The sequence below is a fragment of the Bordetella genomosp. 2 genome, assembly GCF_002261345.1.
GTDB lineage: Bacteria > Pseudomonadota > Gammaproteobacteria > Burkholderiales > Burkholderiaceae_B > Bordetella_A.
Window position 1 is genome coordinate 24733 of the sequence record NZ_NEVT01000004.1, and the last position, 25645, is coordinate 50377.

At 70.1% G+C, this 25645-nt stretch carries 25 protein-coding genes; 13 read left to right on the plus strand and 12 right to left on the minus strand.

Going from position 1 to position 25645, the window contains the following annotated elements; translation table 11 throughout:
- Positions 1-4: 4 nt before the first annotated feature.
- Complete coding sequence (locus CAL24_RS09325; protein ID WP_028355477.1) at positions 5-1183, minus strand: efflux RND transporter periplasmic adaptor subunit; 1179 nt, start codon at positions 1181-1183, stop codon at positions 5-7.
- Between the two features lie 220 nt (positions 1184-1403).
- Between CAL24_RS09325 and CAL24_RS09330 the strand changes: the two genes are divergently transcribed.
- Positions 1404-2333 (plus strand): LysR family transcriptional regulator, encoded by a 930-nt coding sequence (locus CAL24_RS09330; protein ID WP_028355476.1) that lies wholly within the window; start codon positions 1404-1406, stop codon positions 2331-2333.
- A 47-nt stretch (positions 2334-2380) separates the two neighbouring features.
- On the opposite strand, the gene CAL24_RS09335 is transcribed toward CAL24_RS09330, so the two are convergent.
- Complete coding sequence (locus CAL24_RS09335) at positions 2381-3112, minus strand: pseudouridine synthase (protein ID WP_028355475.1); 732 nt, start codon at positions 3110-3112, stop codon at positions 2381-2383.
- Between the two features lie 100 nt (positions 3113-3212).
- Here CAL24_RS09335 and CAL24_RS09340 point away from each other — a divergent pair, with 100 nt between their 5' ends.
- Positions 3213-3773, plus strand: coding sequence for a chorismate--pyruvate lyase family protein (locus tag CAL24_RS09340; protein ID WP_094806545.1), 561 nt, complete (start codon positions 3213-3215; stop codon positions 3771-3773).
- A 33-nt stretch (positions 3774-3806) separates the two neighbouring features.
- Here CAL24_RS09340 and CAL24_RS09345 read toward each other — a convergent pair whose 3' ends face one another.
- Entirely contained in the window at positions 3807-4343 is a 537-nt protein-coding gene (locus tag CAL24_RS09345) for a YaeQ family protein (protein WP_028355473.1), read from the minus strand.
- 95 nt (positions 4344-4438) lie between these two features.
- Between CAL24_RS09345 and CAL24_RS09350 the strand changes: the two genes are divergently transcribed.
- Positions 4439-5089, plus strand: a complete 651-nt coding sequence (locus CAL24_RS09350) for a LysE family translocator (protein ID WP_094806612.1) — start codon at positions 4439-4441, stop codon at positions 5087-5089.
- A gap of 91 nt (positions 5090-5180) precedes the next feature.
- Here CAL24_RS09350 and CAL24_RS09355 read toward each other — a convergent pair whose 3' ends face one another.
- From CAL24_RS09355 to ggt, 5 genes are all read right to left on the minus strand, one after another.
- Positions 5181-7043, minus strand: coding sequence for a dipeptide ABC transporter ATP-binding protein (locus tag CAL24_RS09355; protein WP_094806546.1), 1863 nt, complete (start codon positions 7041-7043; stop codon positions 5181-5183).
- Positions 7044-7057: 14 nt separating this feature from the next.
- Positions 7058-7936 carry an ABC transporter permease gene (locus tag CAL24_RS09360; RefSeq protein WP_028355470.1) on the minus strand — a complete coding sequence of 293 codons (879 nt, stop codon included), beginning with the start codon at positions 7934-7936 and terminating at the stop codon, positions 7058-7060.
- A complete protein-coding gene (locus tag CAL24_RS09365; RefSeq protein ID WP_094806547.1) occupies positions 7933-8877 on the minus strand; it encodes an ABC transporter permease in 945 nt (314 codons plus the stop codon). Before CAL24_RS09365 ends, CAL24_RS09360 begins: the two co-directional genes overlap by 4 nt.
- A gap of 107 nt (positions 8878-8984) precedes the next feature.
- Positions 8985-10499 carry an ABC transporter substrate-binding protein gene (locus CAL24_RS09370; protein WP_028355468.1) on the minus strand — a complete coding sequence of 505 codons (1515 nt, stop codon included), beginning with the start codon at positions 10497-10499 and terminating at the stop codon, positions 8985-8987.
- Between the two features lie 85 nt (positions 10500-10584).
- Positions 10585-12213, minus strand: coding sequence for a gamma-glutamyltransferase (ggt, locus tag CAL24_RS09375; protein WP_094806548.1), 1629 nt, complete (start codon positions 12211-12213; stop codon positions 10585-10587).
- 93 nt (positions 12214-12306) lie between these two features.
- Between ggt and CAL24_RS09380 the strand changes: the two genes are divergently transcribed.
- Positions 12307-13215 (plus strand): LysR family transcriptional regulator, encoded by a 909-nt coding sequence (locus CAL24_RS09380; RefSeq protein WP_094806549.1) that lies wholly within the window; start codon positions 12307-12309, stop codon positions 13213-13215.
- A gap of 9 nt (positions 13216-13224) precedes the next feature.
- On the opposite strand, the gene CAL24_RS09385 is transcribed toward CAL24_RS09380, so the two are convergent.
- Complete coding sequence (locus CAL24_RS09385) at positions 13225-15402, minus strand: phosphocholine-specific phospholipase C (protein ID WP_028355465.1); 2178 nt, start codon at positions 15400-15402, stop codon at positions 13225-13227.
- A 36-nt stretch (positions 15403-15438) separates the two neighbouring features.
- Positions 15439-15594 (minus strand): hypothetical protein, encoded by a 156-nt coding sequence (locus CAL24_RS24145; protein ID WP_170947054.1) that lies wholly within the window; start codon positions 15592-15594, stop codon positions 15439-15441.
- A 186-nt stretch (positions 15595-15780) separates the two neighbouring features.
- Between CAL24_RS24145 and CAL24_RS09390 the strand changes: the two genes are divergently transcribed.
- From CAL24_RS09390 to gspN, 9 genes are read left to right on the plus strand one after another with little or no spacing between them, the layout of a single operon-like run.
- Complete coding sequence (locus CAL24_RS09390) at positions 15781-16221, plus strand: general secretion pathway protein GspC (protein WP_028355464.1); 441 nt, start codon at positions 15781-15783, stop codon at positions 16219-16221.
- Between the two features lie 32 nt (positions 16222-16253).
- Positions 16254-16721, plus strand: a complete 468-nt coding sequence (gene gspG, locus CAL24_RS09395; protein WP_170947055.1) for a type II secretion system major pseudopilin GspG — start codon at positions 16254-16256, stop codon at positions 16719-16721.
- Positions 16693-17184 (plus strand): type II secretion system minor pseudopilin GspH, encoded by a 492-nt coding sequence (gspH, locus tag CAL24_RS09400; protein ID WP_028355462.1) that lies wholly within the window; start codon positions 16693-16695, stop codon positions 17182-17184. The genes gspG and gspH overlap by 29 nt, the downstream gene beginning before the upstream one ends.
- Positions 17171-17569: a type II secretion system minor pseudopilin GspI gene (gene gspI, locus CAL24_RS09405; RefSeq protein WP_028355461.1), complete on the plus strand. Its 399-nt coding sequence runs from the start codon at positions 17171-17173 to the stop codon at positions 17567-17569. Before gspH ends, gspI begins: the two co-directional genes overlap by 14 nt.
- Complete coding sequence (locus CAL24_RS09410; protein WP_028355460.1) at positions 17566-18174, plus strand: prepilin-type N-terminal cleavage/methylation domain-containing protein; 609 nt, start codon at positions 17566-17568, stop codon at positions 18172-18174. Before gspI ends, CAL24_RS09410 begins: the two co-directional genes overlap by 4 nt.
- A complete protein-coding gene (gene gspK, locus CAL24_RS09415) occupies positions 18171-19115 on the plus strand; it encodes a type II secretion system minor pseudopilin GspK (RefSeq protein ID WP_028355459.1) in 945 nt (314 codons plus the stop codon). Before CAL24_RS09410 ends, gspK begins: the two co-directional genes overlap by 4 nt.
- Positions 19094-20131 carry a type II secretion system protein GspL gene (gene gspL / locus CAL24_RS09420; RefSeq protein WP_094806550.1) on the plus strand — a complete coding sequence of 346 codons (1038 nt, stop codon included), beginning with the start codon at positions 19094-19096 and terminating at the stop codon, positions 20129-20131. The genes gspK and gspL overlap by 22 nt, the downstream gene beginning before the upstream one ends.
- The gene (gspM, locus tag CAL24_RS09425; RefSeq protein ID WP_028355457.1) at positions 20128-20730 is read left to right on the plus strand and encodes a type II secretion system protein GspM; all 603 of its coding nucleotides are present in this window, start codon (positions 20128-20130) and stop codon (positions 20728-20730) included. Before gspL ends, gspM begins: the two co-directional genes overlap by 4 nt.
- Positions 20730-21479 (plus strand): type II secretion system protein N, encoded by a 750-nt coding sequence (gene gspN / locus CAL24_RS09430; RefSeq protein WP_170947056.1) that lies wholly within the window; start codon positions 20730-20732, stop codon positions 21477-21479. Before gspM ends, gspN begins: the two co-directional genes overlap by 1 nt.
- A gap of 11 nt (positions 21480-21490) precedes the next feature.
- Here the strand turns inward: gspN and gspE are convergent, their stop codons facing one another.
- The gene (gene gspE, locus CAL24_RS09435) at positions 21491-22921 is read right to left on the minus strand and encodes a type II secretion system ATPase GspE (RefSeq protein WP_094806551.1); all 1431 of its coding nucleotides are present in this window, start codon (positions 22919-22921) and stop codon (positions 21491-21493) included.
- On the minus strand, positions 22918-25521 hold the full coding sequence (gene gspD, locus CAL24_RS09440; RefSeq protein ID WP_094806614.1) for a type II secretion system secretin GspD: 2604 nt from the start codon (positions 25519-25521) through the stop codon (positions 22918-22920). Before gspD ends, gspE begins: the two co-directional genes overlap by 4 nt.
- Between the last annotated feature and the right edge of the window lie 124 nt (positions 25522-25645).

Consider the following 25645-nt stretch of genomic DNA (forward strand, 5'->3'; position numbering starts at 1 on the left):
CTCCTTACTTGGCCGCGGCGGCGGGCGCTTGCGCAGGCGCGGTGAATTCGGTCGCGTTGACTTCCGCGCCGGGCTGTACCCCTTGCAGGCCTTCGACGATGATCTTGTCGCCGGCCTTCAGGCCGTCGGTGACCAGCCATTGGTCGCCGATGGCGCGGTCGACCTTCAGGATGCGCAGTTCGACCTTGTTGTCGGCGTTGACCACCAGCGCGGTCGGCTCGCCGCGCTGGTTGCGCGTGATGCCGCGCTGCGGCGCCAGCAGCCCCTGCGGGGCCACGCCTTCGATGACGCGGGCGCGCACGAACATGCCCGGCAGCAGTTGGCGGTCGGGGTTGGGGAACACCGCGCGCAGCGTGACCGAGCCGGTGCCCTGGTCAACGGTCACTTCGGAGAACTGCAGGGTGCCCTCATGACGGTATTGCGAGCCGTCGGCCAGCGTCAGCGACACGCGGGCCGCATCCTTGCCGGCCTCGCGCTGCAGCAGGCCGCTGTCGAGCGCGCTCTTCAGGCGCAGCAGGTCGACGCTGGACTGCGTGACGTCGACGTAGATCGGGTCGATCTGCTGCACCGAGGCCAGCGCGCCGGCCTGGTTGGCGGTGACCAGCGCGCCCTCGGTGACCGTGGAACGGCCGATGATGCCGTCGATGGGCGACAACACCCGGGTATAGACCAGGTTGATGCGCGCGGTCTCGAGCGCGGCCTTGGCGGACTGCACATCCGCCGCGGCCTGGTCGCGCGCGGCGACCGCGTCGTCATACGCCTGGCGGCTGACCGCGCGGCTCTCGGCCAGCGGGCGGTAGCGCTGCACCAGCAGGTTGGCCGTCTTGAGCTGCGCCTGGGCGCGCGCCAGCGCGGCCTTCTGGCTGTCGTAGCTGGCCTGGTAGAGGGCCGGGTCGATCTGGTAGAGCTGCTGGCCGGCGCTGACTTCGCCGCCTTCGGTGAACAAGCGCTTCTTGATGATGCCGTTGACCTGCGGCCGGACTTCCGCGACCCGGTAGGCGCTGGTGCGGCCGGGCAGCTCGGTGGTCAGGGCCACGGGGCGCGTCGCCAGGGTCACCACGCCGACCTGCGGCTTGCCGCCCGCCGGCGGGGCCGGGTCGTTGCCGCAACCCGCCACCGCCAGCGTCGCCGCCGCGATGACCAACAGCGCGGCGCTGCGCCGCAATACGTTGTTCTTGTTCATACGATCCTTTTCGAGCTGGACAGGGCCGGGCCGCGGCCTGTGCGCCGCCGCGCGGCAAGCTCCGGTCAGTGATTCATCAGGTTCGGGGCGCGTGCTCAATTGCTGCGCTGCGAAACTCGTCATTTTGCTTTATCCCAATTCAGAAACAAAGCGGCCAAAGGCGAAAACATCATCCCATTTATGGGACAATTCATCGTCAGCCACTACAGGAATTGCGCGCATGAAACGCTTGCAAGGCATGGAATTTTTCGTGGAAGTGGCCAAGACCTGCAATTTTGGCCGGGCCGCGGCCAACCTGGGCGTGCCCAAGTCGACCGTGTCGCGCCAGGTGGCCGAGCTGGAACGGTCGCTGGGCCTGCGGCTGCTGAGCCGGACCACCCGCCGGGTGGAACTGACCGAGGCCGGCCATTTGTATTTCGAGCGCTGCCAGCGCATCGTCGCGGAAGCGCAGGTGGCCCACGAGGAACTGCAAAAACTGGTGGAGACGCCCTCCGGCCCGCTGCGGGTGAACATGCCGGCCGATTTTGGCACGGACTTCCTGGCCGAGGCGTTCATGGAGTTTTCTCAACGCTATCCCGAAGTGACTTTCTACCTGGACCTGGCCAGCCCGGAACACGCGGGGCGCGTCTTCCAGACCTGCGATGTGTCGATCGAGATCGGCGCACTGCCCGACTCGACCCAGATCGCCCGCCTGCTGGGCTGGCTGCCGGCCTACCTGTATGCCTCGCCCGAATACCTGGCGCGCCATGGCGCGCCGCAACACCCCAGTGACCTGACCCGCCACGAGTGCCTGGAGTTCCGCGCATCGGGCGACCGCGTCACCCGCTGGCCGCTGGCGCGCGGCGACGAGCACGTGGAGATCACGCCCGGCAAGCGGTTCTCGGTGAACAGCGTGGCCATGGTGCGCAGCCTGGCTTCGCTGGGCGCCGGCATCGCCGTGCTGGCGCCGGTGCAAAGCGTGCGCCAGGACGTGGCGCAACGCCGCCTGCAGCGCGTGCTGCCGGACTGGCAGGCCGGGCCGTTTCCGGTCTATGCCGTCACCGACACGCGCCTGCTGCCGGCCAAGACGCGGATATTCATCGAATTCCTGATGGAACGCCTGCGCGATGGCAAACGGGCGCCACAGGATAACGCGGCGCTCTTCGCCTGACCGCGCATCGGAAATGGACTGAAACAGCTACCGCGCGGGCGGCCTGTTCAGAAATGCTCGTCCTCGCGCAGGTAGCGCCACTGCCCCATCGGCAGGTCGCCCAGCCTGACCCGGCCGATGCGCACGCGCTTCAGGCCCACCACCTTCAGGCCCACCAGTTCGCACATGCGGCGGATCTGGCGCTTGCGGCCTTCGCGCAGCACGAAGCACAGCTGGTCGGCATTCTGCCAGCGCACTTGCGCCGGCTTGAGCGCCTTGCCGTCGAGCGACAGGCCATGGTTGAGCAGCGCCAGCCCGCGCGCGTCGAGGCGGCCCTGCACCCGCACCAGGTATTCCTTGTCGACCCCGGAATCTTCGCCGATGAGGTGGCGGGCGATGCGGCCGTCCTGTGTCAGCACCAGCAGGCCATGCGAATCGATGTCGAGCCGCCCCGCCACCGCCAGGCCCTGCAGGTGCGCGCGCGAAAAGCGCAGCGGCGCGCGGTCGCGCGCATAGCGCGAGGCCGCCGTGATGAGCGCGGCGGCCGGCGTGTAGCCCTTCTCGGCCTGGCCCGACACATAGCCCACCGGCTTGTTGATCAGGATGGTGACGCGCGCCGTCTGGCGCGCCTGGGCGGCGCGCTCGAGCGTGATGACCTGGTCGGGAAAGGCGCGCGCGCCCAGTTCGGCCACCACCACGCCGTCGACCCGCACCCAGCCGCGCTCGATATAGCTGTCGGCCTCGCGCCGCGAACAGAGGCCGCGCTCGGCCATCAATTTCGAGATTCGTACTTTTTCCATGGGACTTTGCCAGCCGCGCCGGACCCGACACGGGCCGGCCGGCGATTGTCGCATTGTAGGCCGGCCCGCGGCGGCGCCGGGCTTGGCATAATAGGCACCCATGAAAGTCCCGTCTCCCCTGGCGCCTGGCTGGCTGCCTGCCGTCCCTCCTTCGTTGTCGACCGCCCACAAGTATTGGCTGATGCGCCCCGGCGCTCTGACCGCCGGCCTGCGCGCCCTCGGCACGGTGCGCCTGCGCGTGCTGGCCGAATATGCCCAGGGCGCGCCCGTCGACGAAGCCCGCGGCATGGGCCTGGCGCCCGCCAGCCCGGTCTGGGTGCGCGAGATCCTGATGTCGGTCGATGGCGTGGACAGCGTGGTGGCGCGCAGCCTGACGCCGCTGGCCGCCTCGCACGGCGTGTGGCAGGGCATGCGCCGGCTGAGCACGCGGCCGCTGGCCGACATGCTGTACCACGACCGCAGCATCGAACGTTCGGCCTTCGTATGCCGCCGCCTGGCCGCGCCGGTGCCCTTCCATGCCACGGCGCGGCGCGCCCAGCCCGGCGCGGCGGGCGCGCTGTGGGCCCGGCGCTCGGCATTCTGGCGCCATGGGCAGCCGCTGCTGGTGGCGGAGTGCTTCCTGCCGGCGTTCTGGCGCGACGTCGAGCGCCATCCGGCCTGACCGCGCCGCGGCCCGGCGCGGACGCGGCGCCGCTCAACGCCAGCGATCGGGCTCCAGCGTGACCTGCCCCGCCGCCGCCGACACGAAGGCGGCGCCATCCTGGACATTGACGTGCAGGTCCATGGTGCGTTCAGCCAGCGCCCCGAGCTCGCGCGTCTGCGCGGCCGGCAGGTTCACCACCCGCAGGTTGCGGGCCCGCGCCAGCTTGTTGCGCACGCCGTCCCACCATACCGTGCTGGCGTGGCCGCCGTAGCAATACACTACCACCTCGGCGGCGCGCCCGCAGGCCTTGAGGATGCGCCGCTCGTCGGGGTGGCCGACTTCGATCCACAGATCGATCGCGCCGGTGAGGTCTTTCAGCCAGACGTCGGGTTCGTCGGTTTCGCTCAGGCCCTTGGTGAACGCCAGCCCTTCCTCGGCATGCAGGGCGTAGGCCAGCAGCCGCACCATCATGCGCTCGTCGGTTTCCGAGGGATGGCGGGCGATGGTCAGGGCGTGGCTGCCGTAATAGTGGCGATCGGTGTCGGCGATATGCAGGTCGGCTTTGTAGATGGTTGCGCGCAGGGCCATGGGGAATCCGGCGGCGCCGGGCCGCGAAAAGCGCTAATGATACCCGTGCGCCGCCGCGCGGCGGTATGCTGGCGTTTTGTCCCGCCGAGGCCGCCATGACGCCCACCGCCGCCCTGATCGCTTTCTGTCTTGCCGCCGGCATCCTGACGCTGACGCCGGGACTGGACACCGCCCTGGTGCTGCGCACCTCCGCCATCGAGGGCGGCCGGCGCGCCATGCTGGCCGGCCTGGGCATCTGCGCCGGCTGCCTGGTCTGGGGCGTGGTGGCCGCGCTGGGCCTGGGGTCGCTGCTGGCCGCCTCGCAGACGGCCTATGACGTGCTGCGCATCTGCGGCGCGGCCTATCTGTTCTACCTGGGCGTGAAGCTGCTGTGGCGGGCCGTCCAGGGCCATCCGCCGGCCGCCGCGGCCGGCCCGGCCGCGCCGCCCGCGTCGCACTGGTCCGGCACCGGCGCGCAGTGGTTCCTGCGCGGCTGCCTGACCAACGTGCTCAATCCCAAGGTGGGGGTGTTCTACGTCACGTTCCTGCCGCAATTCATTCCGGCGGGGGTGGATGTCCTGGGATTCAGCCTGCTGTTGGCGGGCTTGCATGCCTTGATGGGCGTGCTGTGGTTCGCGGCGCTGGTGGCGGCCACCCGGCCGCTGTCCCGCTGGCTGCAGCGCGGCAGCGTCTTGCGGGGGCTGGATGCGGTCACCGGGGGGGTGTTCGTGGCGTTCGGCGTGAAGCTGGTGATGGAGCGGCGGTGAAGGGTGTGCGCGCGAAGCGCTTGACTATTGATTCCGTCGGGGCGGGAGGCGGGCCCCGTCCCGCCCCGACGGTGGGAAGCACGCACCCACGTCACGCATAGACGCCCACGGCGTGCCGGGCCACGTAATGTCCGTCGCCGACCTGCACCAGCGGCGCCACGACCGGCTCGTCGCCGACCCGGCGCACCGGGCTGGGGATCTCGTCGACGAGCAGCGAGCGCTTGCGGTGGCGGCGCTGCGGGTCGGCGATGGGCACGGCGTCCATCAGCTTGCGCGTGTAGGGATGCTGCGGGTTCTCGAAAATGGCGCGGCGCGGGCCGATCTCGACGATCTGGCCCAGGTACATCACGGCCACGCGGTGGCTGACGCGCTCGACCACGGCCATGTCGTGCGAGATGAACAGCAGCGACACGCCCAGCTCGCGCTGCAGGTCCAGCAGCAGGTTGACGATCTGGGCCTGGATGGACACGTCCAGCGCCGACACCGACTCATCGGCCACGATGACCTTGGGATTGAGCGCCAGGGCGCGCGCGATGCAGATGCGCTGGCGCTGGCCCCCCGAGAACTCGTGCGGGTAGCGCTCGATCATGTCGGGCAGCAGGCCGCACTTGTCCATCAGCCAGCGCACCCTTTCCTCGGCCGCCCTGCCCTTGGCCACGCCGTGGATCAAGAGCGGCTCCATGATGGAATAGCCGACCGTCATGCGCGGATCCAGCGACGCGAACGGGTCCTGGAAAATGAATTGGATGTGGCGCCGCAGCGACTGCATGGCGGCGCCACGCAGCGCGCCGATGTCGCGGCCGTCGAACTCGATGCGGCCGCCCTGGCTCTTGACCAGCTGCAGTAGCGAACGGCCGGTGGTGGTCTTGCCGCAGCCCGACTCGCCCACCAGCGACAAGGTTTCGCCGGGGTAGAGGTCGAAGCTGACCTGCTCCACCGCGTGGACGCGCTTCTGCACCCGGCCCAGCACCCCGCCGGCGATATCGAAGCGGGTGACCAGGTCCTTGACGCGCAGCACCGGGCCGCCGTCGCGGCGCACCGTGCTGCCGGCCGGCGCGGCGGCCGGTTGCGGCGCGGCGCCGGCCTGCGCGTCTTCCACGCGCAGCAGCGGGAACGGCGCGGGCTCGTCGGTGCCCCGCATGGAGCCCAGGCGCGGCACCGCCGACAGCAGCGCGCGCGTGTAGGCGTGCGCCGGCGCGGCAAAGATGTCGTCCGACGGCCCCTCTTCGACCTTGTCGCCGCGGTACATGACCAGCACGCGGTCGGCCACTTCGGCCACCACGCCCATGTCGTGCGTGATGAAGATCACGCCCATGTCCATTTCTTCCTGCAGCTGGCGGATCAGCTGCAGGATCTGCGCCTGGATCGTGACGTCGAGCGCCGTGGTGGGCTCGTCGGCGATCAGCAGTTGCGGCTTGCACGACAGCGCCATGGCGATCATCACGCGCTGGCGCATGCCGCCGGACAACTGGTGCGGATAGCGGTCGAGAATGGCGCGCGCTTCGGGAATGCGCACGCGCTCCAGCATGCGCAGCGCCTCGGCGCGCGCCGCGCCGGCATCCAGGCGCTGGTGCAGCTGCAAGGCTTCGGCGATCTGCGCCCCGGCGGTGAAGCTGGGATTCAGCGAGGTCATGGGCTCCTGGAAGATCATCGCCACATCGGCCCCGCGCACCCGCTGCAATACGCTTTCGCCGGCCCGCGCCAGGTCCAGGACTTCGCCGCCGCGGCGGCGCAGCCGCATGTCGCCCGCGACGATCTTGCCGCCGCCGTACTCCACCAGCCGCATCAGCGCCAGCGAGGTGACCGACTTGCCCGAACCGGACTCGCCGACGATGGCCAGCGTCTCGCCGCGATCGACGTGGAACGATACGTCGCGCACCGCCTCGACCACCCGTTCGGGCGTGTTGAAGCGCACCGTCAGGCCGTCGACCTGCACTACCCTTTTTTCATCCATGCTCGTCATCGTGTTCACTTGTCCTGGCGCGGGTCGAGCGCGTCGCGCAGGCCGTCGCCCAGCAGGTTGAAACCCAGCACCGCCAGGAAAATCGCCGAGCCCGGGAAAATCGACATCCAGGGCGCCTGCGTCATGAAGTTCTTGGCCGTATTCAGCATCGAGCCCCAGGACGGGTTCGGCGGCTGCAGGCCCAGGCCCAGGAATGACAGGCTGGCCTCGGCGATGATGGCGGTGGCGATGGTGATGGTGGCCTGCACGATGAGCGGCGGCATGATGTTGGGCAGGATATGGCGCACGATGATGCGCGTGTCCGATGCCCCCAGCGCGCGCGAGCTCTGTACGTAGTCCTCGTTCTTGACGGCCAGTACCTGGCCGCGCGCCAGCCGGATGAACTTCGGCGCGGCGGACACCCCGATGGCGATCATGGCATTGGTCAGGCTGGGACCCAGGAAGGCCGCCAGCGCGATGGCCAGGATCAGGAACGGGATGGCCAGCAGCGCCTCGGTGCAGCGCGACACCACGCTGTCGATCCAGCCGCCGAAGTAACCCGATACCAGGCCGAACGGCACGCCCACGATGAGCGCGATCACCACCGACACCAGGCCGGCCATCAGCGAGGCGCGCGCGCCGTACAGCATGCGGCTGTAGATGTCCCGGCCCAGTTCGTCGGAACCCAGCCAGAAGGCCGCCGAGGGCGCCTTGCGGATCGACATGAAGCTGGTCTGCAGCGGATCGTGCGTGGCCAGCAGCGGCGCCAGCAGCGCCAGCGCCACGAACAGCAGCACAATGGCGGCGCCCAGCAGCGCCACCCGGTTGCGTTTGAATTTGCCCCAGGCGCGGTTGCGGCTGCGGGGCGGCGGTACGGCGGTCGCCGTGGCGAGATGTGCGCTCATGCGTGCCTCAGGCGGGGGTTGACCAGGATGTAGAGAATGTCGGCCAGCAGGTTCATGATGATGAAGCCCACGGCGACGCACAGCACCACCCCTTGCACGACCGCGTAGTCGCGGGCGAACACCGCGTCGACGATCAGCTTGCCGAAACCCGGGATGGTGAATACCTGCTCGGTCAGCACGGCGCCTGCCAGCAGCTCGCCGAACAGCAGCGTCACGAGGGTCACGATAGGCATCAGCGCGTTGCGCAGCGCGTGCTTGAGGACCACGCGGTGCGGCGCCACGCCCTTGGCGCGCGCGGTGCGCACGTAGTCGGCGCTGAGCGCCTCCAGCATGGCCGAGCGGGTATGCCGCATCAGGTAGGCCGCGATGGCCGTGGACAGCACCAGGGCCGGCATCAACATGGTCTTCATCGACATCCAGAAGTCTTCCGCCGGCGACACATAGCCGGAGGCCGGCAGCAGGCGCCACTTGACCGACACCAGCATGATCAGCAGGATGCCGAGCCAGAAATTGGGGATCGACATGCCCGACAATGCCGCCACGTTGGCGCCCATCTCGGTCGCGGTGCCCTTGCGCACGGCGGCCACGATGCCCATGGGAATGCCGACCAGCAGCGCGAAGAACATCGCCATGGCCGCCAGTTGCAGCGTCACCGGCAGTTTCTGCGCGATGAGATGGGTGACCGGCACGTCGGTGCGCAACGACTTGCCCAGGTCGCCCTGCAGCACCTGGGCGACCCAGGCGCCGTACTGCACGGGCAGCGGGTCGTTCAGGCGATACTTTTCGCGCAGGTAGTCGAGGACGGCGGGGTCGCGCTCTTCGCCCGCCAGTGTGAGCACCGGATCGCCGGGCAGGATTTTCTGCAGCATGAAGACGATCATCGACACCAGGATCAATGTCGGGATCGCCACCAGCACGCGGCGCAAGATGATTTTGAACATGGGCTGGACCTGAAACTCTGGAACGGTGCGCGCCGCTGCGCCCCCAAACGCGCGGGCCGTGCGTCGCGGCACGGCCCGGCTGCATCAGGCGCGCGGTGCGGCTCGCGTCATTGGGCGAACGACACGCCCTTGAGGCGGATCATGCCATCCGGGTAGGGCTTGAAGCCCTGCACCTTCTTGGCCAGGACGAACGGCCAGGGCTGGTAATAGATATACACCGCCTGGGCATCTTCCTGCAGGATGGCCTGCGCCTGGTCGTAAAGCGCCTTGCGCTTGGTCTCGTCCGGCACGGTGCGGGCCTCGGCCAGCAGCTTGTCGACCTCGGGGTTGCAATAGCGGCCGTCATTGAGCGCGCCCTTGCAGGTGACGAACTGGTAGATGTTGCCGTCCGGATCGACCCGGCCGGACCAGCCGCGCATCAACAGCTCGAAATTGCCGCTTTGCGCTTCGTTCAGCAGCGCCGCGTACTCGGTGGGCCGCAGGCTGAGCTGGAAGCCGGCTTCCGCCGACATGGCCTGCACCATCTCGGCGATGGCCGAGGTGGTGGTGTTGTTGCCGAACGCCAGCTCGGCCCTGACCGTTTCCTTGCCGGCTTCCTTCAGCAGCGCCTTGGCCTTGGCGATGTCGCGCGCCGGGATGGGGAACTTGTCGCTGTGATACGGGCTCGCGGGCGGGAACGGCTGGTTGGCCGGATCGAAGATGCCGCCGCCGACCACCTCGTTGATGATGTTGCGGTCCAGCGTCAGCTCGAAGGCGCGGCGCACCCGCTCGTCCTTGAACGGATTGGTCTCAGCGCGCTTGCCATTGGCCACGTTGAAATAGAACTGCTGGTAGCCCAGGCCCGAGACGGGCGCGAACTGCAGGCTGGCGTCGCTCTTGACCTGCTGGGCATCCGACGGATTCATGCGCTCCAGGATGTCCAGGCCGCCGGCGCGCAGGTTGGACAGGCGCACGGTGGTGTCGGGAATGGGCAGGAAGGTGACGCGCTTGAAGGCGTAGTTGCCGGCGTCGTAGTACTGGTCGAACTTGTCCAGCACGATGCGGTCATTCTGCACCCGCTCGACGAACTTGTAGGGCCCCGAGCAGACCGGCTTGCGGCCCACGGCCGCGGTGTCGTCGCTGAAGATCTTCGGCGACATCATCATGCCGGCGCGGTCGGACAGCGCGGCCAGCAAGGTGGCGTCGGGCTGCTTGAGCGTCAGCACCAGGGTCTGCGCGTCGGGCGCCTCGACCTTGGCCACCGAACCCAGCTCGCCCTTGCGCATGCTGTCCTGCAGCGTCATGGCGCGCTCGAGATTGGCCTTGGCCGCCGCCGCGTCGAACTTGCTGCCGTCATGGAACAGCGCGTCGGTGCGCAGCTTGAACGTCAGCACGGTGTTGTCGTCGTTCCAGGACCACGACTGCGCCAGTTGCGGCACGAATTGCAGTTTCTCGTTGACGTCGACCAGCTTGTCGCACAGCGATGTGAAGACGATGCGGCCCACGTAGGTGCGGGCGCGGTGCGGATCGAGTACGTCGGGGTCTTCCTGCAGGCCGATGCGCAGCTCCTGCGCCAGCGCCGTCCCCGAGGCGGCGGCCAGCAGCGCGGCGCACACCCCCAGCTTGAAGTGCTTGAGCTTCATGTACGTTTCCCTTGGATGTGTGTTATGAGTACCGGCGCCGGCCCCGCCAGGGCGCCGGTGCCGGCCCAGCATGCCATGTTGCGGCCTAGAAGCCAACCGCCTGGCCATCGCGGCGGCCGTCGCTGGCGGCGACATAGCCGGCCTCGTTGTCGCTCTCGTGCATGCGCCAGATGAACTGGCCGGCGCCGAAATCCATGTAGGGATCGTCCACCGACTTCATGGAATGGCCCAGCGCCCGCAGCCCCTCGACCGTGGCGCGATTCATGGTGGACTCGATGTCCAGCGTGAAATCGCGGTTGACCTTCCAGCGCGGTGCGCAGCACGCCGCCTGCGGCTGCTGGTGGTAGTCGAGCATGCGGATGACGGTCTGCAAGTGGCCCTGCGGCTGCATGTCGCCGCCCATCACGCCGAAGCTCATGACCGGCTTGCCGCCGCGCGTCAGGAAGCCCGGGATGATGGTGTGGAACGGACGCTTGCCGCCGTCCACCACGTTGGGCGACTTGGGATCCATGGAGAAACCCACGCCGCGGTTCTGCAGGCTGATGCCGGTGCCCGGCACCACGACCCCCGAGCCGAAGCCCATGTAGTTGGACTGGATGAACGAGATCATCATGCCGCTTTCGTCGGCGGCGGTCAGGTAGATGGTGCCGCCGGCATGCGGGCGGCCCGCCTCGAAATGGGTGGCGCGGTCCAGGCGGATCAGCTTGGCGCGGCTTTCCAGGTAGGCGTCGGACAGCATCTGCTGCGGCGTGACGTCCATGGTGCGCGGGTCGGACACGTAGCGGTACAGGTCGGCGAACGCGAGCTTCATGGCCTCGATCTGCACGTGCTGCGACTGCACGGAGTCGACCGGCATGCCGGCCAGGTCGAAGTGCTCGCAAATGCCCAGCGCCATCAGGGCGGCAATGCCCTGCCCGTTGGGCGGGATTTCGTGCAGCTCGTAGCCGCGGTACGACTTCGAAATGGGCTTGACCCATTCCGGCCGGTAGCCGCGCAGGTCGTCCAGCGTCATGGCGCCGCCGCATTCCTTGCTGAAGGCGGCGATTTTCTCGGCCAGTTCGCCTTCGTAGAAATCGCGCCCGCCGCTGGCGGCGATGCGGCGCAGCGTATAGGCCGCGTCGGGGATGCGGAAATGCTCGCCCACGGCCGGCGCGCGGCCGTTGGGCATGAAGGCCTGCGCGTAGCCAGGCTGGTCGGCCAGCTCGGCCGCCGCGGCCGCCCACTTGTGGGCCACCACCGGCGGCACGGCGTAGCCGCGCTCGGCGATCTCGATGGCCGGCTCGAACAGGTCGGCAAACGGCAGCTTGCCGAGCTTCTCGTGCAGGGTGGCCCAGCCGGCCACCACGCCCGGCACGGTGGCGGCGTCCCAGCCGCGCTTGGGCTGCTTGGCCAGGCCGTCCGGCCCGGTGCCGTACTTGCGCTTGAAGTATTCGACGTTCCAGGCGGCCGGCGCCACGCCCGAGGAATTCAGGCCATGCAGCTCCTTGCCGTCCCAGACAATGGCGAAACAGTCGCCGCCCAGCCCGCACGACACCGGCTCGACCAGCACGATGGTGGCCGCCGCCGCGATCGCGGCGTCGACCGCGTTGCCGCCCTTGAGCAGCATGCGCAGGCCCGCCTGGGCCGCCAACGGGTGGGAAGTGGAGACGACATTGCGGGCGAACAGCGGAATCCGGAACGAAGGATAGGGATTGTTCCAGTCGAAAGTTTTCATGGACGCAGGCTCAAGGGGAAAAGACAGTCGAAATTACTCTTGTGCTCTAATTAAATCAATTTGAATATTTGATTTCTCATACAAATTAATTTTATGAGCAGCATCCGCTTCCTGCGCAGTTTCCTGGCGGTGGCCCACCATGGCTCCTTTTCGGAAGCGGCCGAGCAGGTCGCCCTGACCCAGGCGGCCATCAGTTTCCAGATGCGCGCGCTGGAAGCCGAGCTGGGCCGCGAGCTGTTCGACCGCAGCGGGCGGCTGGCCATTCTCAATGCCGCCGGGCGCGAACTGCTGCCCGACATCAAGCAACTGGTGGACCTGTACGACCGCCTGAAGCTGCCGCGCAATGCGCCCGGCGAGCTGGCCGGCGCGGTCTCCATCGGCGCCATCGTGTCCTGCATGGGCACGCTGTCGAAAGTCGTGTCGCACCTGAAGCGCCGCCATCCCAGCCTGGACGTCAAGGTGCTGTCGGGCAAGGCCAGCGAGCTGGCCGGCAAGGTCGAGGCCGGCGAGCTGGATGCCGCCTTCGTGGTGGAGAGCAGCCGCAAGATGACCAGCATGCGCTGGACCCCGCTCTATGAAGAACCGCTGGTGGTGGTGGCGCCGCCCTCGGCCGCGGGCCAGACCGCCCACGCGGTGCTGGCGGCCAACCCCTTCCTGCGCTTCGACCGCACCCAGCGCACCGGCCGCCAGATCGACCACGTGCTGCGGCGGCTGGGCCTGCCGGTGGCCGAGTTCCTGGAGCTCAACGCCATCGAGACGCTGGTCGAACTGGTGCGCCAGGAAGTGGGCGTGACGCTGCTGCCGCTGCTCAACGGCTCGAACTGGCAGGCCAGCCCGGACCTGCGCATCCTGCCGCTGCCTGACGAGCTGGGCCACCCGGCGCGCGGCATCGGCATGGTCGAACGGCGCGACCACGCGCGCCAGGACATCACGCGCGAAATCTGCGCGCAAAGCTTGGCGATGTTCCGCGCCCGGGCGCCGGGCGCCGGCGCGGAAGCGTGAGCGCCGCCGCTAGGGGCGCAGCCCCATCGCGGGGTCGCTGATCGACGGCCTGCCGGTCTCCACGCGCCCTGCGTAGCGGCGCAGATAGGCCGCGTCGCCGGCCACCGTGACACTGAAGTCGTACCAGCCGCCGCTGTCCTTCAAGGACCAGTGCTGCTGCGCTTCGGCCCCGGCCGCCACCTCGAGCGACCAGCGCTGGTCGCCCGCGTAGTACGCATTGGGCACGACCTCGAACGTGCAGGCCGCCTGGCCGCGGTTCAGGAACGACACATAGACATCGCCCTGGGCGACCTCGTAGCAGACGCGGATCTCCGGATTGGCCGACTGCGGCCCGGCCGCCGCGTTCAGGCTGCCCTTGAAGTGACGGTGATAGCCGTTGGGGCCGAGCACCCACAGATCGTAGGCGCCGCCGTCGGCGCGGGTGTCCCAGCGGTCGTCCAGCTCCGAACCGGCGTGCAGCGTGTAGCGGCGCGGCAATCGATCCAGATGCAGGCGGTCATACACGTGGAACACCGCCGCCGCCGGGCCCGTATTGGCGAACAGCAGCTGCATGGTCCCGCCGGACGGATCGGCGCGCCCGCTGGTGTGCAATTCGTAGGGCAAGGCCCGCGAATAGCGCACGCCGGGCGCCTGCTGCGGCAGTTGCTGGCCGCTCGCGTCCGGCACCGGCACCTGGGCCAGCGCCTCTTGCTGCGCGCGGATCAGGTCGGCCTGCGTCTTGCTGAGCAGTTTCAGGTCGGGCAGCGGCTCGCTGTTGGGCGTGGCGAAATCGAACGCCGACACCAGGTCCCCCATCACGGCGCGCCGCCAGGGGCTGATGTTGGCCTCGGCCACGCCGAAGCGCGCCTCCAGGAAGCGCAGCACCGAGGTGTGATCGAAGACCTGCGAGTTCACCCAGCCGCCGCGGCTCCATGGCGAGACCACATACATGGGCACGCGCGGCCCCGGCCCATAGACGCGCTGGTCGGCCGGATCCTGGCGCGAGGCCACCATGTGGCGCTCGAAAGCCGTATCCACGGTGGAGGCGCCCGCCATCGAGCCGTCCGGGTTGAACGAGGGCGCAGCCGGCGGCGGCACGTGATCGAAGAAGCCGTCGTTCTCATCGAAATTGATGAGCAGCACGGTCTTGCTCCACACCTCGGGATTGGCGGTGAGCGCATCCAGCACTTCCTGGATGTACCAGGCCCCCTGGACCGGACTGGACGGCCCCGGATGCTCGGAATACGCGGCCGGCGCCACGACCCAAGACACTTGCGGCAGGCTTCCGCTGGCGGCGTCGTCGCGCAGGGCCTGCAGCATGCCGCCGTCCGGCATGGTGTTGGCCACGCCCTTGTACAGCGGGTTGGCGGCGTCCATCGCCGGCGTCCACATCGGGTACGGCGCGCCGTCCGGCGCGTTGCCGGCCTGCTCGTTGGCGCGGCGGAACTGCTGGAAGCCGGCCAGCGAGTTGTCGGTGAAATTGTCGGGCAGGTTCTGATAGACCTTCCAGGTCACGCCGGCCTGCTGCAGGCGTTCCGGATACGTGGTCCAGGTCCAGCCCTCGGTCGAGGCGCCCAGGCCGTCCCACTGGTTGCGGGTCGACGGGCCATTGCCGGCGCCGGTGGGGTCATTGGTGCCGGTCCACAGGAACAGCCGGTTGGTATTGGTGCCGCCGTGCGTGGAGCAATGATAGGCATCGCACAGCGTGAAGGCCTCGGCCAGCGCGAACTGGAACTCCAGCTCGGCCTGGCGGTAATAGCCCATGGAATGGTCTTCCTTGTACAGCGGCCATTGGTCCATGCGGCCGCCGTCCCAGGCGGCCTGCGCGTCGGGGTAATCGTGCGGCGTGCCGGCGACGCGCTGCGCGTTGCCGCGCGTGCTGTCCAGGTGGTATGGCAGCACTTCGCGCGCACCATTGGACTGCTGCCAGACCGAACGCCCGTCGGGCAGGGGTATGGTGAAGCGGTCGCCGAACCCGCGCACGCCCTTGAGCGTGCCGAAGTAATTGTCGAACGAGCGGTTCTCCTGCATGAGGATCACCACGTGCTCGACGTCCCGGATGGTGCCGGTGCGGTTGTTGGCGGGAATCGCCAGCGCCCGGCGGATGCTGGGCGGCAGCGCGGCGAGCGTCGCCACGCCGGTGGCGGCGATGGCGCTGTTGCGCAGGAAGCGGCGCTTGGCCGGCGAGGCTGGAGGATGTTGCGGCATGAACGGATCCTGGATGATGTCGATATAGCCGCGCGCTCAGGGCGCGCAGCGCAGCACCGGCTCGGCGGGCGTGGTCGGGGGATTGGGCGGCGCGACATCGTCGTCGTCATCGGAATCGCCGCTGCCGCAAGCGGCCAGCGAAGTGCACAACAGCGCCACCGCCGCGAGGCGGTACAGAGTGGACAGGTTCATGGTCGAAGTTTCCTTGGTCGGAGGCAATGGCGCGCCCGGCGCGCCGCACGGCGATCCTAGGCGCCGACAATGACAATTGACCGACCGCGCGCGGCGTGCCGGCCGTGCGCAACACTGGCCGCCGCTCACATGGCTGTCACATGCATGCGGTAGGGTCGGCGCATCGATCCAACCGCCCTTGCCCGCATGCGCCTGCGTCCGCACTTCACCGTCCCCCCTGCCCCGCGCGCCCTGCGCGCGCTCGCCATCGCCGCGGCCGCCGCCGGCGCGGGATTGTGGGGCGCCATATTGCTGGCGCCCGGCCCCGCGCCGCTGCCGCCCGCGCTGGCCATGGCCGCGCCGCCGTCATCGGACACGCGTGCCGTGGCGTTGCTGTTCGGCACAGACCAGGCGATCGATACGCAGGTCTCGGTATTGGGCCTGATCTCGGCCGGCACACACGGGTCAGCGGTGCTCAGCGTCGATGGCGGCCCCGCCCGCGCCTACGGCATCGGCGCGGAGGTCGCGCCCGGCCTGGCGCTGGCCGGCGTCTCCGCCGCCGGCGTCGAGCTGGACCGCAACGGCCTGCGCGTGCGCGCCAGCGCGCCCGCGCAGGCGGCGCCGTCCGGCATCGTGCCGGTGCCCTGATGGCGACAGTATTACTGTCATATTTCTGACGCATGATTGCCGCTTTCCATACCTACCAGCGGAGAAATACTGTGCGTCAGTTCCAGCGCGCGCGTGCCCGGCAGCAGGGCTTCACGCTAATCGAGATCATGGTGGTGATCGTCATCATGGGCATCCTGGCCGCCCTGGTGGTGCCGCGCGTGCTCGACCGGCCCGACCAGGCCCGCCGCGTGGCCGCGCGCCAGGACATCAGCGGCCTGATGCAGGCGCTCAAGCTGTACCGCCTGGATACCGGCCGCTACCCGACCACCGCCGAAGGCCTGCAGGCCCTGGTCAAGCAGCCCGAGGGCGCGCGCAACTGGCGCCCCTACCTGGACCGCCTGCCCAACGACCCGTGGGGCCATCCATACCAGTACCTGAATCCGGGCGTGCGCGGCGAGATCGACGTGTTCACCTTCGGTCCCGACAACAAGGCGGGCGGAGAACAGGACGATGCGGACATCGGTTCGTGGGATCTCTGAAGCCGGTTTCACCCTGATCGAGATGCTGGTGGTGGTGGTGATCATCGCCATCGGGGCTTCCATGGTCAGCCTGTCGATCGCCTCGTCGTCGGGACGTGAACTGCGCGGCGATGCCGAGCGCCTGGTCGACGCCTTCGCGGTCGCGCAAAGCGAAGCGCGCAGCGACGGGCGCGCCATCCGCTGGCGCGCCGATGCGCGCGGCTGGTCGTTCGAGCGGCGCGGCCGCGCGCCGCGCGTGTCGGCCCAGGACGACGGTCCGCGCGCGCCGGACCGCTTCGAGGACGACAGCGCGCTGCGCCCGCAAGCCTGGAGCGCGCCGCCGGTGATCCTGAGCCTGGCGCCGGATCGCCCGGTCGTGTTCGGCACCGAATGGATCGCCGACCCCCTGGTGCTGGAGCTGGCCGCCAATGGCGAGACGGCGCGGATCGAGCGCGATGCCGCGGGCGGCTATGCGATCCGCTGAGCGCCGCCGCGCCGCGGCGCGCGGGCAGCGCGGCTTCACCCTGATCGAAGTGCTGGTGGCGCTGGCCATCATCGCGGTGGCCATGGGCGCGGCGATGCGCGCCACCCAGGTCATGCTCGACAACAACCGGGCCATCCGCAACAAGACGCTCGCGCTCATGGCGGCCGAGAACGCGCTGGCGCAATTGCGCCTGGAACAGGCCTTTCCGCGCGCCGGCACCCAGACCACGCCCTGTCCGCAGGGCGCCCTGGCGCTGCGCTGCGAACTGGAGATCCGCAATTCGCTGAACCGCAATTTCCGCCAGGTGACCGTGCGGGTGCGCGACAGCGGCCAGGGCGGCGCCACGCTGGCCGAACTGACCGGCCTGGTCTCGCAGATACGATGAGACACTCTCGCCACGCCCGCGCTGCGCGCCAGCAGGGCTTTACCTTGATCGAAGTGCTCATCGCCATCGCCTTGATGGCGCTGGTCAGCCTGCTGTCGTGGCGCGGACTGGAGCAGGTATCGTCGGCGCGCGCCTGGCTGGACGACCAGACGCAGGAACAAGCCATCGTGCTGCGCACCCTCGGCCAGCTGGAGCGCGACCTGAATCGCGCCTACACCGGCGTGCCGGCCGGCGACGCCGGCGACAACACGCTGTTGCCGGCCGGCATCCACGTCGCGCAGGCCGCCGGCGCGGCGCTGCTCGATATCGTGCGCGCCACGCCCGAGGGCGGCCTGTGGCAGCGCGTCACCTGGCGTCTGCGGCCCGACGGCCTGTGGCGCTACAGCGGCGTGGCCGCGGCGCGCTATCCGCTGCCGGAACCGGCCGAAGGCGCCCTGGTCATGCCGGGCGCCACCGCACTGGCGCTGCGCGCATGGGTGCCCGGGCGCGGCTGGCGCGATCCGCTGCAGCCGGAAACCACCCGCGCCAGCGGGCTGGAAGTGGCGGTCGAACGGCGCCTGCGCGGCCAGGCCGAGCGCTACACGCGCGTGGTGGTGCTGCCATGACGCGCGGCCCCGCGCGACAGCAAGGCATGGCGGTGGTCAGCGCGCTGATCGTGGTCGCCATCGTGGCGGCCCTGACCAGCGGGCTGTTCCTGCGCCAGACTTCGGCGATCCGCCAGGTCGAGAACGAACAGGCGCGCATCCAGGCGCGCTGGCTGCTGCTGGGCGGCATCGACTGGGCCCGCCTGATCCTGGGCGAGAACGCCCGCCGCGAAGCCACCGTGCGGCGCGACCAGCTGTGGTCCACGCCGGTGCTCGACACCCGCATCGAAGGCGGCGACGATGACCGTGCCGCGGTGTTCTCGGGCAGCATCCAGGACGAACAGGGCAAATACAACCTGTACAACCTGGCCGAGCGCGGCGTGGTCGACGAGACCCAGCTGGAGGTGCTGGCGCGCCTGCTGGCCGCCCTGGGCCTGCCCGACACGCTCGCCCCGCAATTGGCCGAGCACGTCGCGCTGACGCAAAGCCGCGCGGCTGCGCCCCAGGCGCCCGGCGCAGCCGCGCCGCCCGGCGCCGGCGGCGCGCGCGCGCCGCAGCCGCGCGGCATCGAGGACCTGGCCGCGCTGATGCAGGTCGACCAGGCCGGCGTGCGCGCCATGCGGCGCACCATGACGCTGCTGCCGGCCGCCAGCCTGGTCAACGTCAACACCGCCGAACCCGAAGTCATCGCGGCCCTGGTGCCGGGCCTGAGCCTGGCCCAGGCGCGCGCCGTGACCGGCGAGCGCGACCGCGGCCGCTGGTTCAACGACAGCGGCGACTTCACCAACCGGCTGTCCACCGGCGACCCGCCCTTGCAGGTGCCGCCGGTCGCCACCACCAGCGAATGGTTCCTCGCCACGGGCACCGTGGCCTACCAGCGCGCGCGCGTCAGCATGCAGGCCCTGGTCAGCACCGCCCGCCAGCGCGCCCCCGAAACCGTATGGATAAGAGAAACACCGTAAAGAATGTGCTGCGCGTGGCCCTGCCGCGCCTGGCCGAATGGGCGGACAGTACGCCGCTGGCCTATGCCTGGATCGACCGCCAGGGCCGGGTGGCGCGCGGCGGCAGCCTGGCGGCGGCGCCGCTGGCGGCCGCCTTTCCGCACGCGCGGGTGCAGGCCATACTGCACCCGGACGATGTGATCGTGGCGGCGCTCACGGTGCCGGCCGTGCCCGCCAGCCGTCACGCCGCCGCCGTGCACGGCGCGCTGGAGGGCCTGGTGCTGGGCGAGCTGGACACCCTGGCGGTGGGCCATGGCGGCCGCGCCGCCGACGGCAGCGTGACGGCCGCCTGGATGGCCCGCGAGCCGCTGCGCGCCGCCTGGCAGCGCCTGTCCGCCGCCGGGCTGGCGGTGCAGGCGTTCTACCCCTTGCAGGTCTGGTCCGATATGCCGGACACGGCGCAGCCGGCCCCGCTGCACGACATCGGCGACCCGCGCTGGCAAGCGCCCGGGCCGGGCTGGTCGCTGGCGGTGCCGGACCTGGCGCCGCGCCGGCCGTCGCGCTGGCGCGGCGCCGCGGCCTGGCTGGGGGTTGCCGCGGCGGTCTGGATCGCCGGCCTGAACCTGTATGCCCTGCAATTGCAGCGCGAGACGCAGGACCTGCGCAGCGCCATGGAGCGCGATGTGCGCGATGCGTTCCCCGGCATTCCCGTGGTGCTGGACCCGCTGCGCCAGGCCGAACGCGGGCGCGACGCGTTGCTGGCGGGCCAGGGCGATGCATCGGGCGACGACTTCCTGTCGCTGGCGCGCGTGGCGGCCCAGGCGCTGCCGTTCGCCGCCGACGCAGTCGACCGGATGACCTACCGCGACGCCACGCTGACACTGCGCCTGCATGCCGCCCCCGCCGGCCAGGACACGGCCGCGGCGACCGACCGGCTGGCCGAGACGTCCGCCATCCTGCAACGCGCCTCGGCGCTGGGCGCGCGCATCGAGCGCGACGACGGCGGCGATTGGCGCATCATGAGGGTCCGCCCATGAGCCTGCCTGCCTCCCTGCGCGCCAGCCTGGCGCCCGCGATGCGCCGCGCCGAGGCCGGCTGGCAACGCGCCGCCGCCTGGTACAGGCAGCGCCCGCCGCGCGAGCAGCGCCTGTTGGCGGCGGCCGCCGCGGTCGCGGCGCTCGCCCTGCTGTTCCTGGTGCTGATCGAACCGGCCTGGTCCGCCATGCGGCAGGCGCAGCGCGACTTGCCGGCGCTGCGCGTCCAGGCCGCCACCGTGGCCGACCTGACCGCGCAAGTGCGCGCCATGCAGCGCCATGGCGCCGGCAGCGCGGCGCCGGCCATGCCCACGGCCGAGGAACTGTCGGCCAGCCTGCGGCGCGAAGGCCTGCCCGACGAAGCGTGGACGCTGGCCGCGCCGGCCAAATCCGCCGGCGCCGCGCCGGAACCCGGCGTGACGCTGAGCTTGCGCGAGGCGCCATCGTCCGCCCTGTTCCGCTGGCTCGACACCGCCGCGCGCGACTGGCGGCTGTCGGTCGCCCAGGCGGAGCTGACCCGCGCCACCAATCCGGCCGGCCGCCGCCTGCCGGGCCGCCTCAGCGGCACACTCACCCTGCGCCCTGCTGCCCCCGCTTCCTGATGCGTTTATCCCTGCCTTCGTCTTTCTCGCTGCCGCTGGCCGCGCTGGCCTGTGGCAGCGCCTTGCTCGCCGCCCTGCCGGTATTGCCGGCCCGCTGGTTCAAGCTGCTGATACCCGATGACGCCATGGTGGCGCTGGCCGGCGCCGACGGCACCGTGTGGCGCGGCAGCGCCCAGCTCGCGCTGGGCCCGCCCGGGGCCCGCCGCCTGCTGCCCCAGCCGGTGCGCTGGCAATGGCGCGCGGGCGCGCTCGAACTTTCGCACCCCTGGCTGCGCGGACCGGTGCGCCTGCAACCGGGCTGGAATGGCGTGACGGTCTCGGCGCAGAACCTGCAGATGCCGGCGGCAGTGCTGGCCGCGTTCGGCGCCCCGCTCAATACGGTGGCGCCGGGCGGCCAGATCGAAGTGCAATGGCGGCCGTTCCTGCTGGGCAGCATGCCGCCGGCCGGCGAGCTGGGCGTGGGCCGCTGGACGCAGGCCTCGTCCGCCCTGTCGCAAGTGCGTCCGCTGGGCGACTACCGGCTGCGCGCCAGCGCGGCCGATGGCGCGATCGAACTCCAGCTCGACACCGAGGCCGGCGTGCTGGAGCTGACCGGCAGCGGCCAGGTGCGCAAGGGGCGGCTGCAGTTCCAGGGCATCGCGCAGCCGGCCGCCGGGGCCAGCGACGCGCAGCGCGCCGCCCTGACCGGACTGCTGGGCGCGCTGGGCCCGGTGTCGGACGGCAGGAGCCGCTTCGGCACGCCGCGCTGAACGCCGCCCGCTCAGGCGTCGCGCGTGACGCGCAGGATTTCCTCGGGCGAGGTGGCGCCCGCCTCGACCCAGCGCTGGCCGTCGTCGCGCAGCGTGCGCATGCCCCCGCGCAGGGCCTGGGCGCGCAAGGCCTGTTCGTCGCGCCCCTCGTGGATCAGGCGCCGCACGTCCTCGTCCACCGTGAACAGCTCGTGGATGCCGGAGCGGCCGCTATAGCCAGTGTGATTGCACGCCGGGCAGCCCACCGGGCGGTAGACCACGCGCCCGTCCGGCAAGGTATCCGGCCGGCGGCATTCGTGGCATAGCTGCCGCACCAGGCGCTGGGCCAGCACGCCCAGCAGCGACGAGGCGAGCAGGAACGGCTCGACGCCCATGTCCACCAGCCGCGTGACGGCCGAGGTGGCGTCGTTGGTGTGCAGCGTGGCCAGCACCAAGTGCCCGGTCAGCGAGGCCTGCACCGCGATCTGCGCGGTTTCCAGGTCGCGGATCTCGCCGATCATGATCACGTCCGGATCCTGCCGCAGGATGGCCCGCAGGGCCAGCGCGAAGGTCATGTCGATCTTGGCGTTGACCTGCGTCTGGCTGATGCCGGGCAGGTCGTACTCGATCGGGTCTTCGACGGTAAGGATGTTGGTGGTCGAGGCGTCCAGGCGCGACAGCGCCGCGTACAGCGTGGTGGTCTTGCCGCTGCCGGTCGGGCCGGTCACCAGCACGATGCCGTGCGGCTGGCGGATCAGGCTGTCGAGCTGGGTCAGCACCGCCGGGCTCATGCCGAGCTTCTCCAGTTGCAGGCGCCCTGCCTCCTTGTCGAGCAGGCGCAGCACGGCGCGCTCGCCATGGCCGGTGGGCAGCGTCGACACCCGCACGTCGATGGGCCGCCCGCCCACCCGCAGGGCGATGCGGCCGTCCTGCGGCAGGCGCTTCTCGGCGATGTCCAGATTGGCCATGATCTTGATGCGCGAAATCAGCGCCGAGTGCAGCGCCTTGCGCGGGCTGACCACGTCGCGCAGCACGCCGTCGACCCGGTAGCGCACCACCGAATGGGTCTCGTACGGTTCGATATGCATGTCGCTGGCGCCATCGCGCGCGGCCTGCGCGAACAGCGCGTTGATCATGCGGATCACCGGCGCGTCGTCCTGCGTCTCCAGCAGGTCGGCCACTTCGGGGATGTCCTGCAGGAGCCGGTCCAGGTCGATCTCGTTCTCGGCCACGCCCATGACGGAAGCGGCGTCGGCGGTATCGCTGTAGGCGGCGTTGAGCAGCGTCTCGAGCTGCTCGTCGTCCACCTGCGTGACGGGCACTTCGCCATGGCAGCGCCTGATCTCGCGGATCGCCCAGGCCGGCGTGCGCGCGCTGACGGTCAGCTGCGAGGCCCCGGGCCGCAACAGCAGCACGGCCCGCTGCGCGCGGGCCCAGGCGAACGGCAGCGGGTAGGCGTTCACAGGTGGGTCACCAGTTCGGCCCGGTAGCCCAGCTCCCTGAGCAGCGCCACGGCCGTATCGACGGTGGCGGCGTCGCGCGCCACATCGGAGCGCACCACGAAGCCCTGCCCGCCCGGCCCCACCTGCACATAGGCGCTCAGGCCGCTGATGCGCACGCGCTGGGCGATGCGGTCGGCCTCGGCCTGGCTTTCCACCGAGGCCACCTGCAGAATGGTGGTGTCCTGGCGCGTCTCGGCATACAGCGCGGACGGGTCGGTGGCGATGCTGACCCCCAGCGGCAGGTTGGCGCGGATCGGCAGGCTCGGGTCGGTGCCGCCCGAGGGCTCAGGCAACTGCCGCACGCGGAAGGTCTGGGTGGTGCGCGGCGGGTCGCGGCGCATGGTCGCGGCGGCGGCCTCGGGCCGCAGGTCGTACTCGGCGCCGCCCACCGCCTGCACGCGCGCCGGCGGCAACAGCGGCGCCTGCAGGTCGGGCAGCAGCCAGTGCTTGCCGGGCTGCGCCTGGCTTTGCGCGCGGCGCATGTAGTCATAGCGGTTGAGCGTGACGTTGGCGCTGTCGCGCGCGTCGCGCACCACGTAGGGCCGCAGGAACACCATCAGGTTGCTCTTGGTGCGGCGCCGCGTGTCGTAGCGGAACAGCGCCCCCAGCACCGGAATCGAACTCAGGCCGGGCACGGCGTTGGTGGAGGTGCTGACGCTGTCTTCCAGCAAGCCGCCCAGCACGATGATCTGGCCGTCGTCGACCAGCACGCTGGTATCGATGGCGCGCTTGTTGGTGACGAGGCCGGTGGTCTCGCTGGAACTGGCCTCGTCGATGCTGCTGACTTCCTGGTAGATGTCCAGCTTGACCGCGCCGCCTTCGGAAATCTGCGGGCGGATGTTCAGCTTCAGGCCGATGTCCTCGCGCTCGATGGTCTGGAACGGATTGTTGCTGCCGGCGCTGCCGGAAGTCACATACTGCCCGGTGACGAACGGCACGGTCTTGCCCACCAGGATGCTGGCCGGCTCGTTGTCCAGGGTCAGCAGGTTGGGCGTCGACAGGATGTTTGCCTCGCCGCTGTTCTGCAGCGCGCGCGCCAGCACGTTGAGGTTGATCACCTGGTTGCCCAGCGCATCGACGGTGCCCTTGACCAGGCCCAGCGTCAGGCCGCGCCCCAGCGCGTCCAGGGTGGTGGCGCCGGTGCCGGCGCTGCCGATGCCGCTGCCGCCCAGGTTGGTGCCGCCGACGAAGCCGCTGCCGTCCAGGCTGCCGGCGCCGGTCATCCACTGGATGCCGAACTCGGCCGCCTTCTCCTGGCTGACCTCCACGATCAAGCTTTCCACCAGCACCTGCGCGCGGCGCTGGTCGAGCTGGTCGATCACTTCGCGCAGGCTGCGATACAGCGGCTCGGGAGCCGAGATGATCAGCGTGTTGGTAGCGGGGTCGGCCTGCACCGTGGCGCCGCCGCCGGAATATGTCACCGCCTGTCCGGCGCCGCCGTCGTCGCGCTCGATCTGCTGCTGCTGGCCGAACGAGCTGCCGCCGCCCAGGCCGCCGGACGTGCCGGAGCTCACCGGCATGCTGCTGGCGCCGCGCGTGGACGTGTTGGCGCGATTGCGCGAATTGGCTGCCGTCCCGCCACCCATGTTCGACCCGACCGCGGCGCCCTCCCCGCCCGCGCCGTTGAGGGCCTGGCTGCTCAGCAGGCCGCCGAGGACTTCGGCCATGCGCGAGGCCTGCGCATTGCGCAAGTACACCACATGCAGATTGCCGGGCCGCGCCGATTGCGAATCCAGTTTCTCGATCAGGTCGCGGGCCAGCCTGGTGCGGGCCGGACTGCCGGCGCGCACCAGCACGCTGTTCGTGCGCGGATCGGCCACCATGGCGATGCGCTGCGTCGGATCGTTGTTCTGGGCGTCGAGCAGCTGCGTGGCCAGCGAGGCCAGGTCCGACGCCACGCCGTACTTGACCGGCACCACGTCGGTATCGATCGCGCTGGGCACATCGACCCGCGCGATCACGCGGGCGATCCGGTCCAGGTTGTCGGCGTAGTCGGTTACGACGATGGTGTTGTTGCCCGGATATGCGTTGATGGGGTTGTTGGGCGGGACCAGCGGCCGCAGCACCGGCAGCAGGTTCGCGGCGTTCTCGTACTTGAGCGAGAACACGCGCGTCACGACCTCGCTGCCGCGCGCTTCACGCGCGAAGTCGGCCATCGGCACCGGCGCCGGCGCGCCGCTGCGCCGCGGCGTGTCCGTCACCACGGTGCTGCCCTGCAGCTTGGCGTCGGCCTCGGGCACCACGCGCGTCACGCCGTCGACCTCGACAATGGCATAGCCCTGCATGCGCAGCGCACCCGCCAGCATGGCCAGCGCCGTATCGCGATCGACCGGGCGCCCGGACACCAGCGTGAGCTTGCCCTTGACGCGCGGATCGACCAGGTAATTGCGCTGCGTGAATAACGATAGCGCGCGCAACACCGCGGGGATATCGGTGTCGACGAAATTCAGGCTGACGCGCTGGTCGGCCGGCTGCGCTTGGGCATAGACAGGCGGCAGCGGCATCGCGGCATTCGCAACGGCGAGCAGGACAGCCAGGGTGGTTTTTCTGAGGCGGCGCATGAGATATGTGAACAGCAAAGGAGCAGTAAATTGCGGCCGAGTATACGGGGTACCCCTGCAACACTATCGTCATATTTCGCGGTCAATGTGGCGGCCTGGAAATCATTGAAAGCACGGGCTTTTT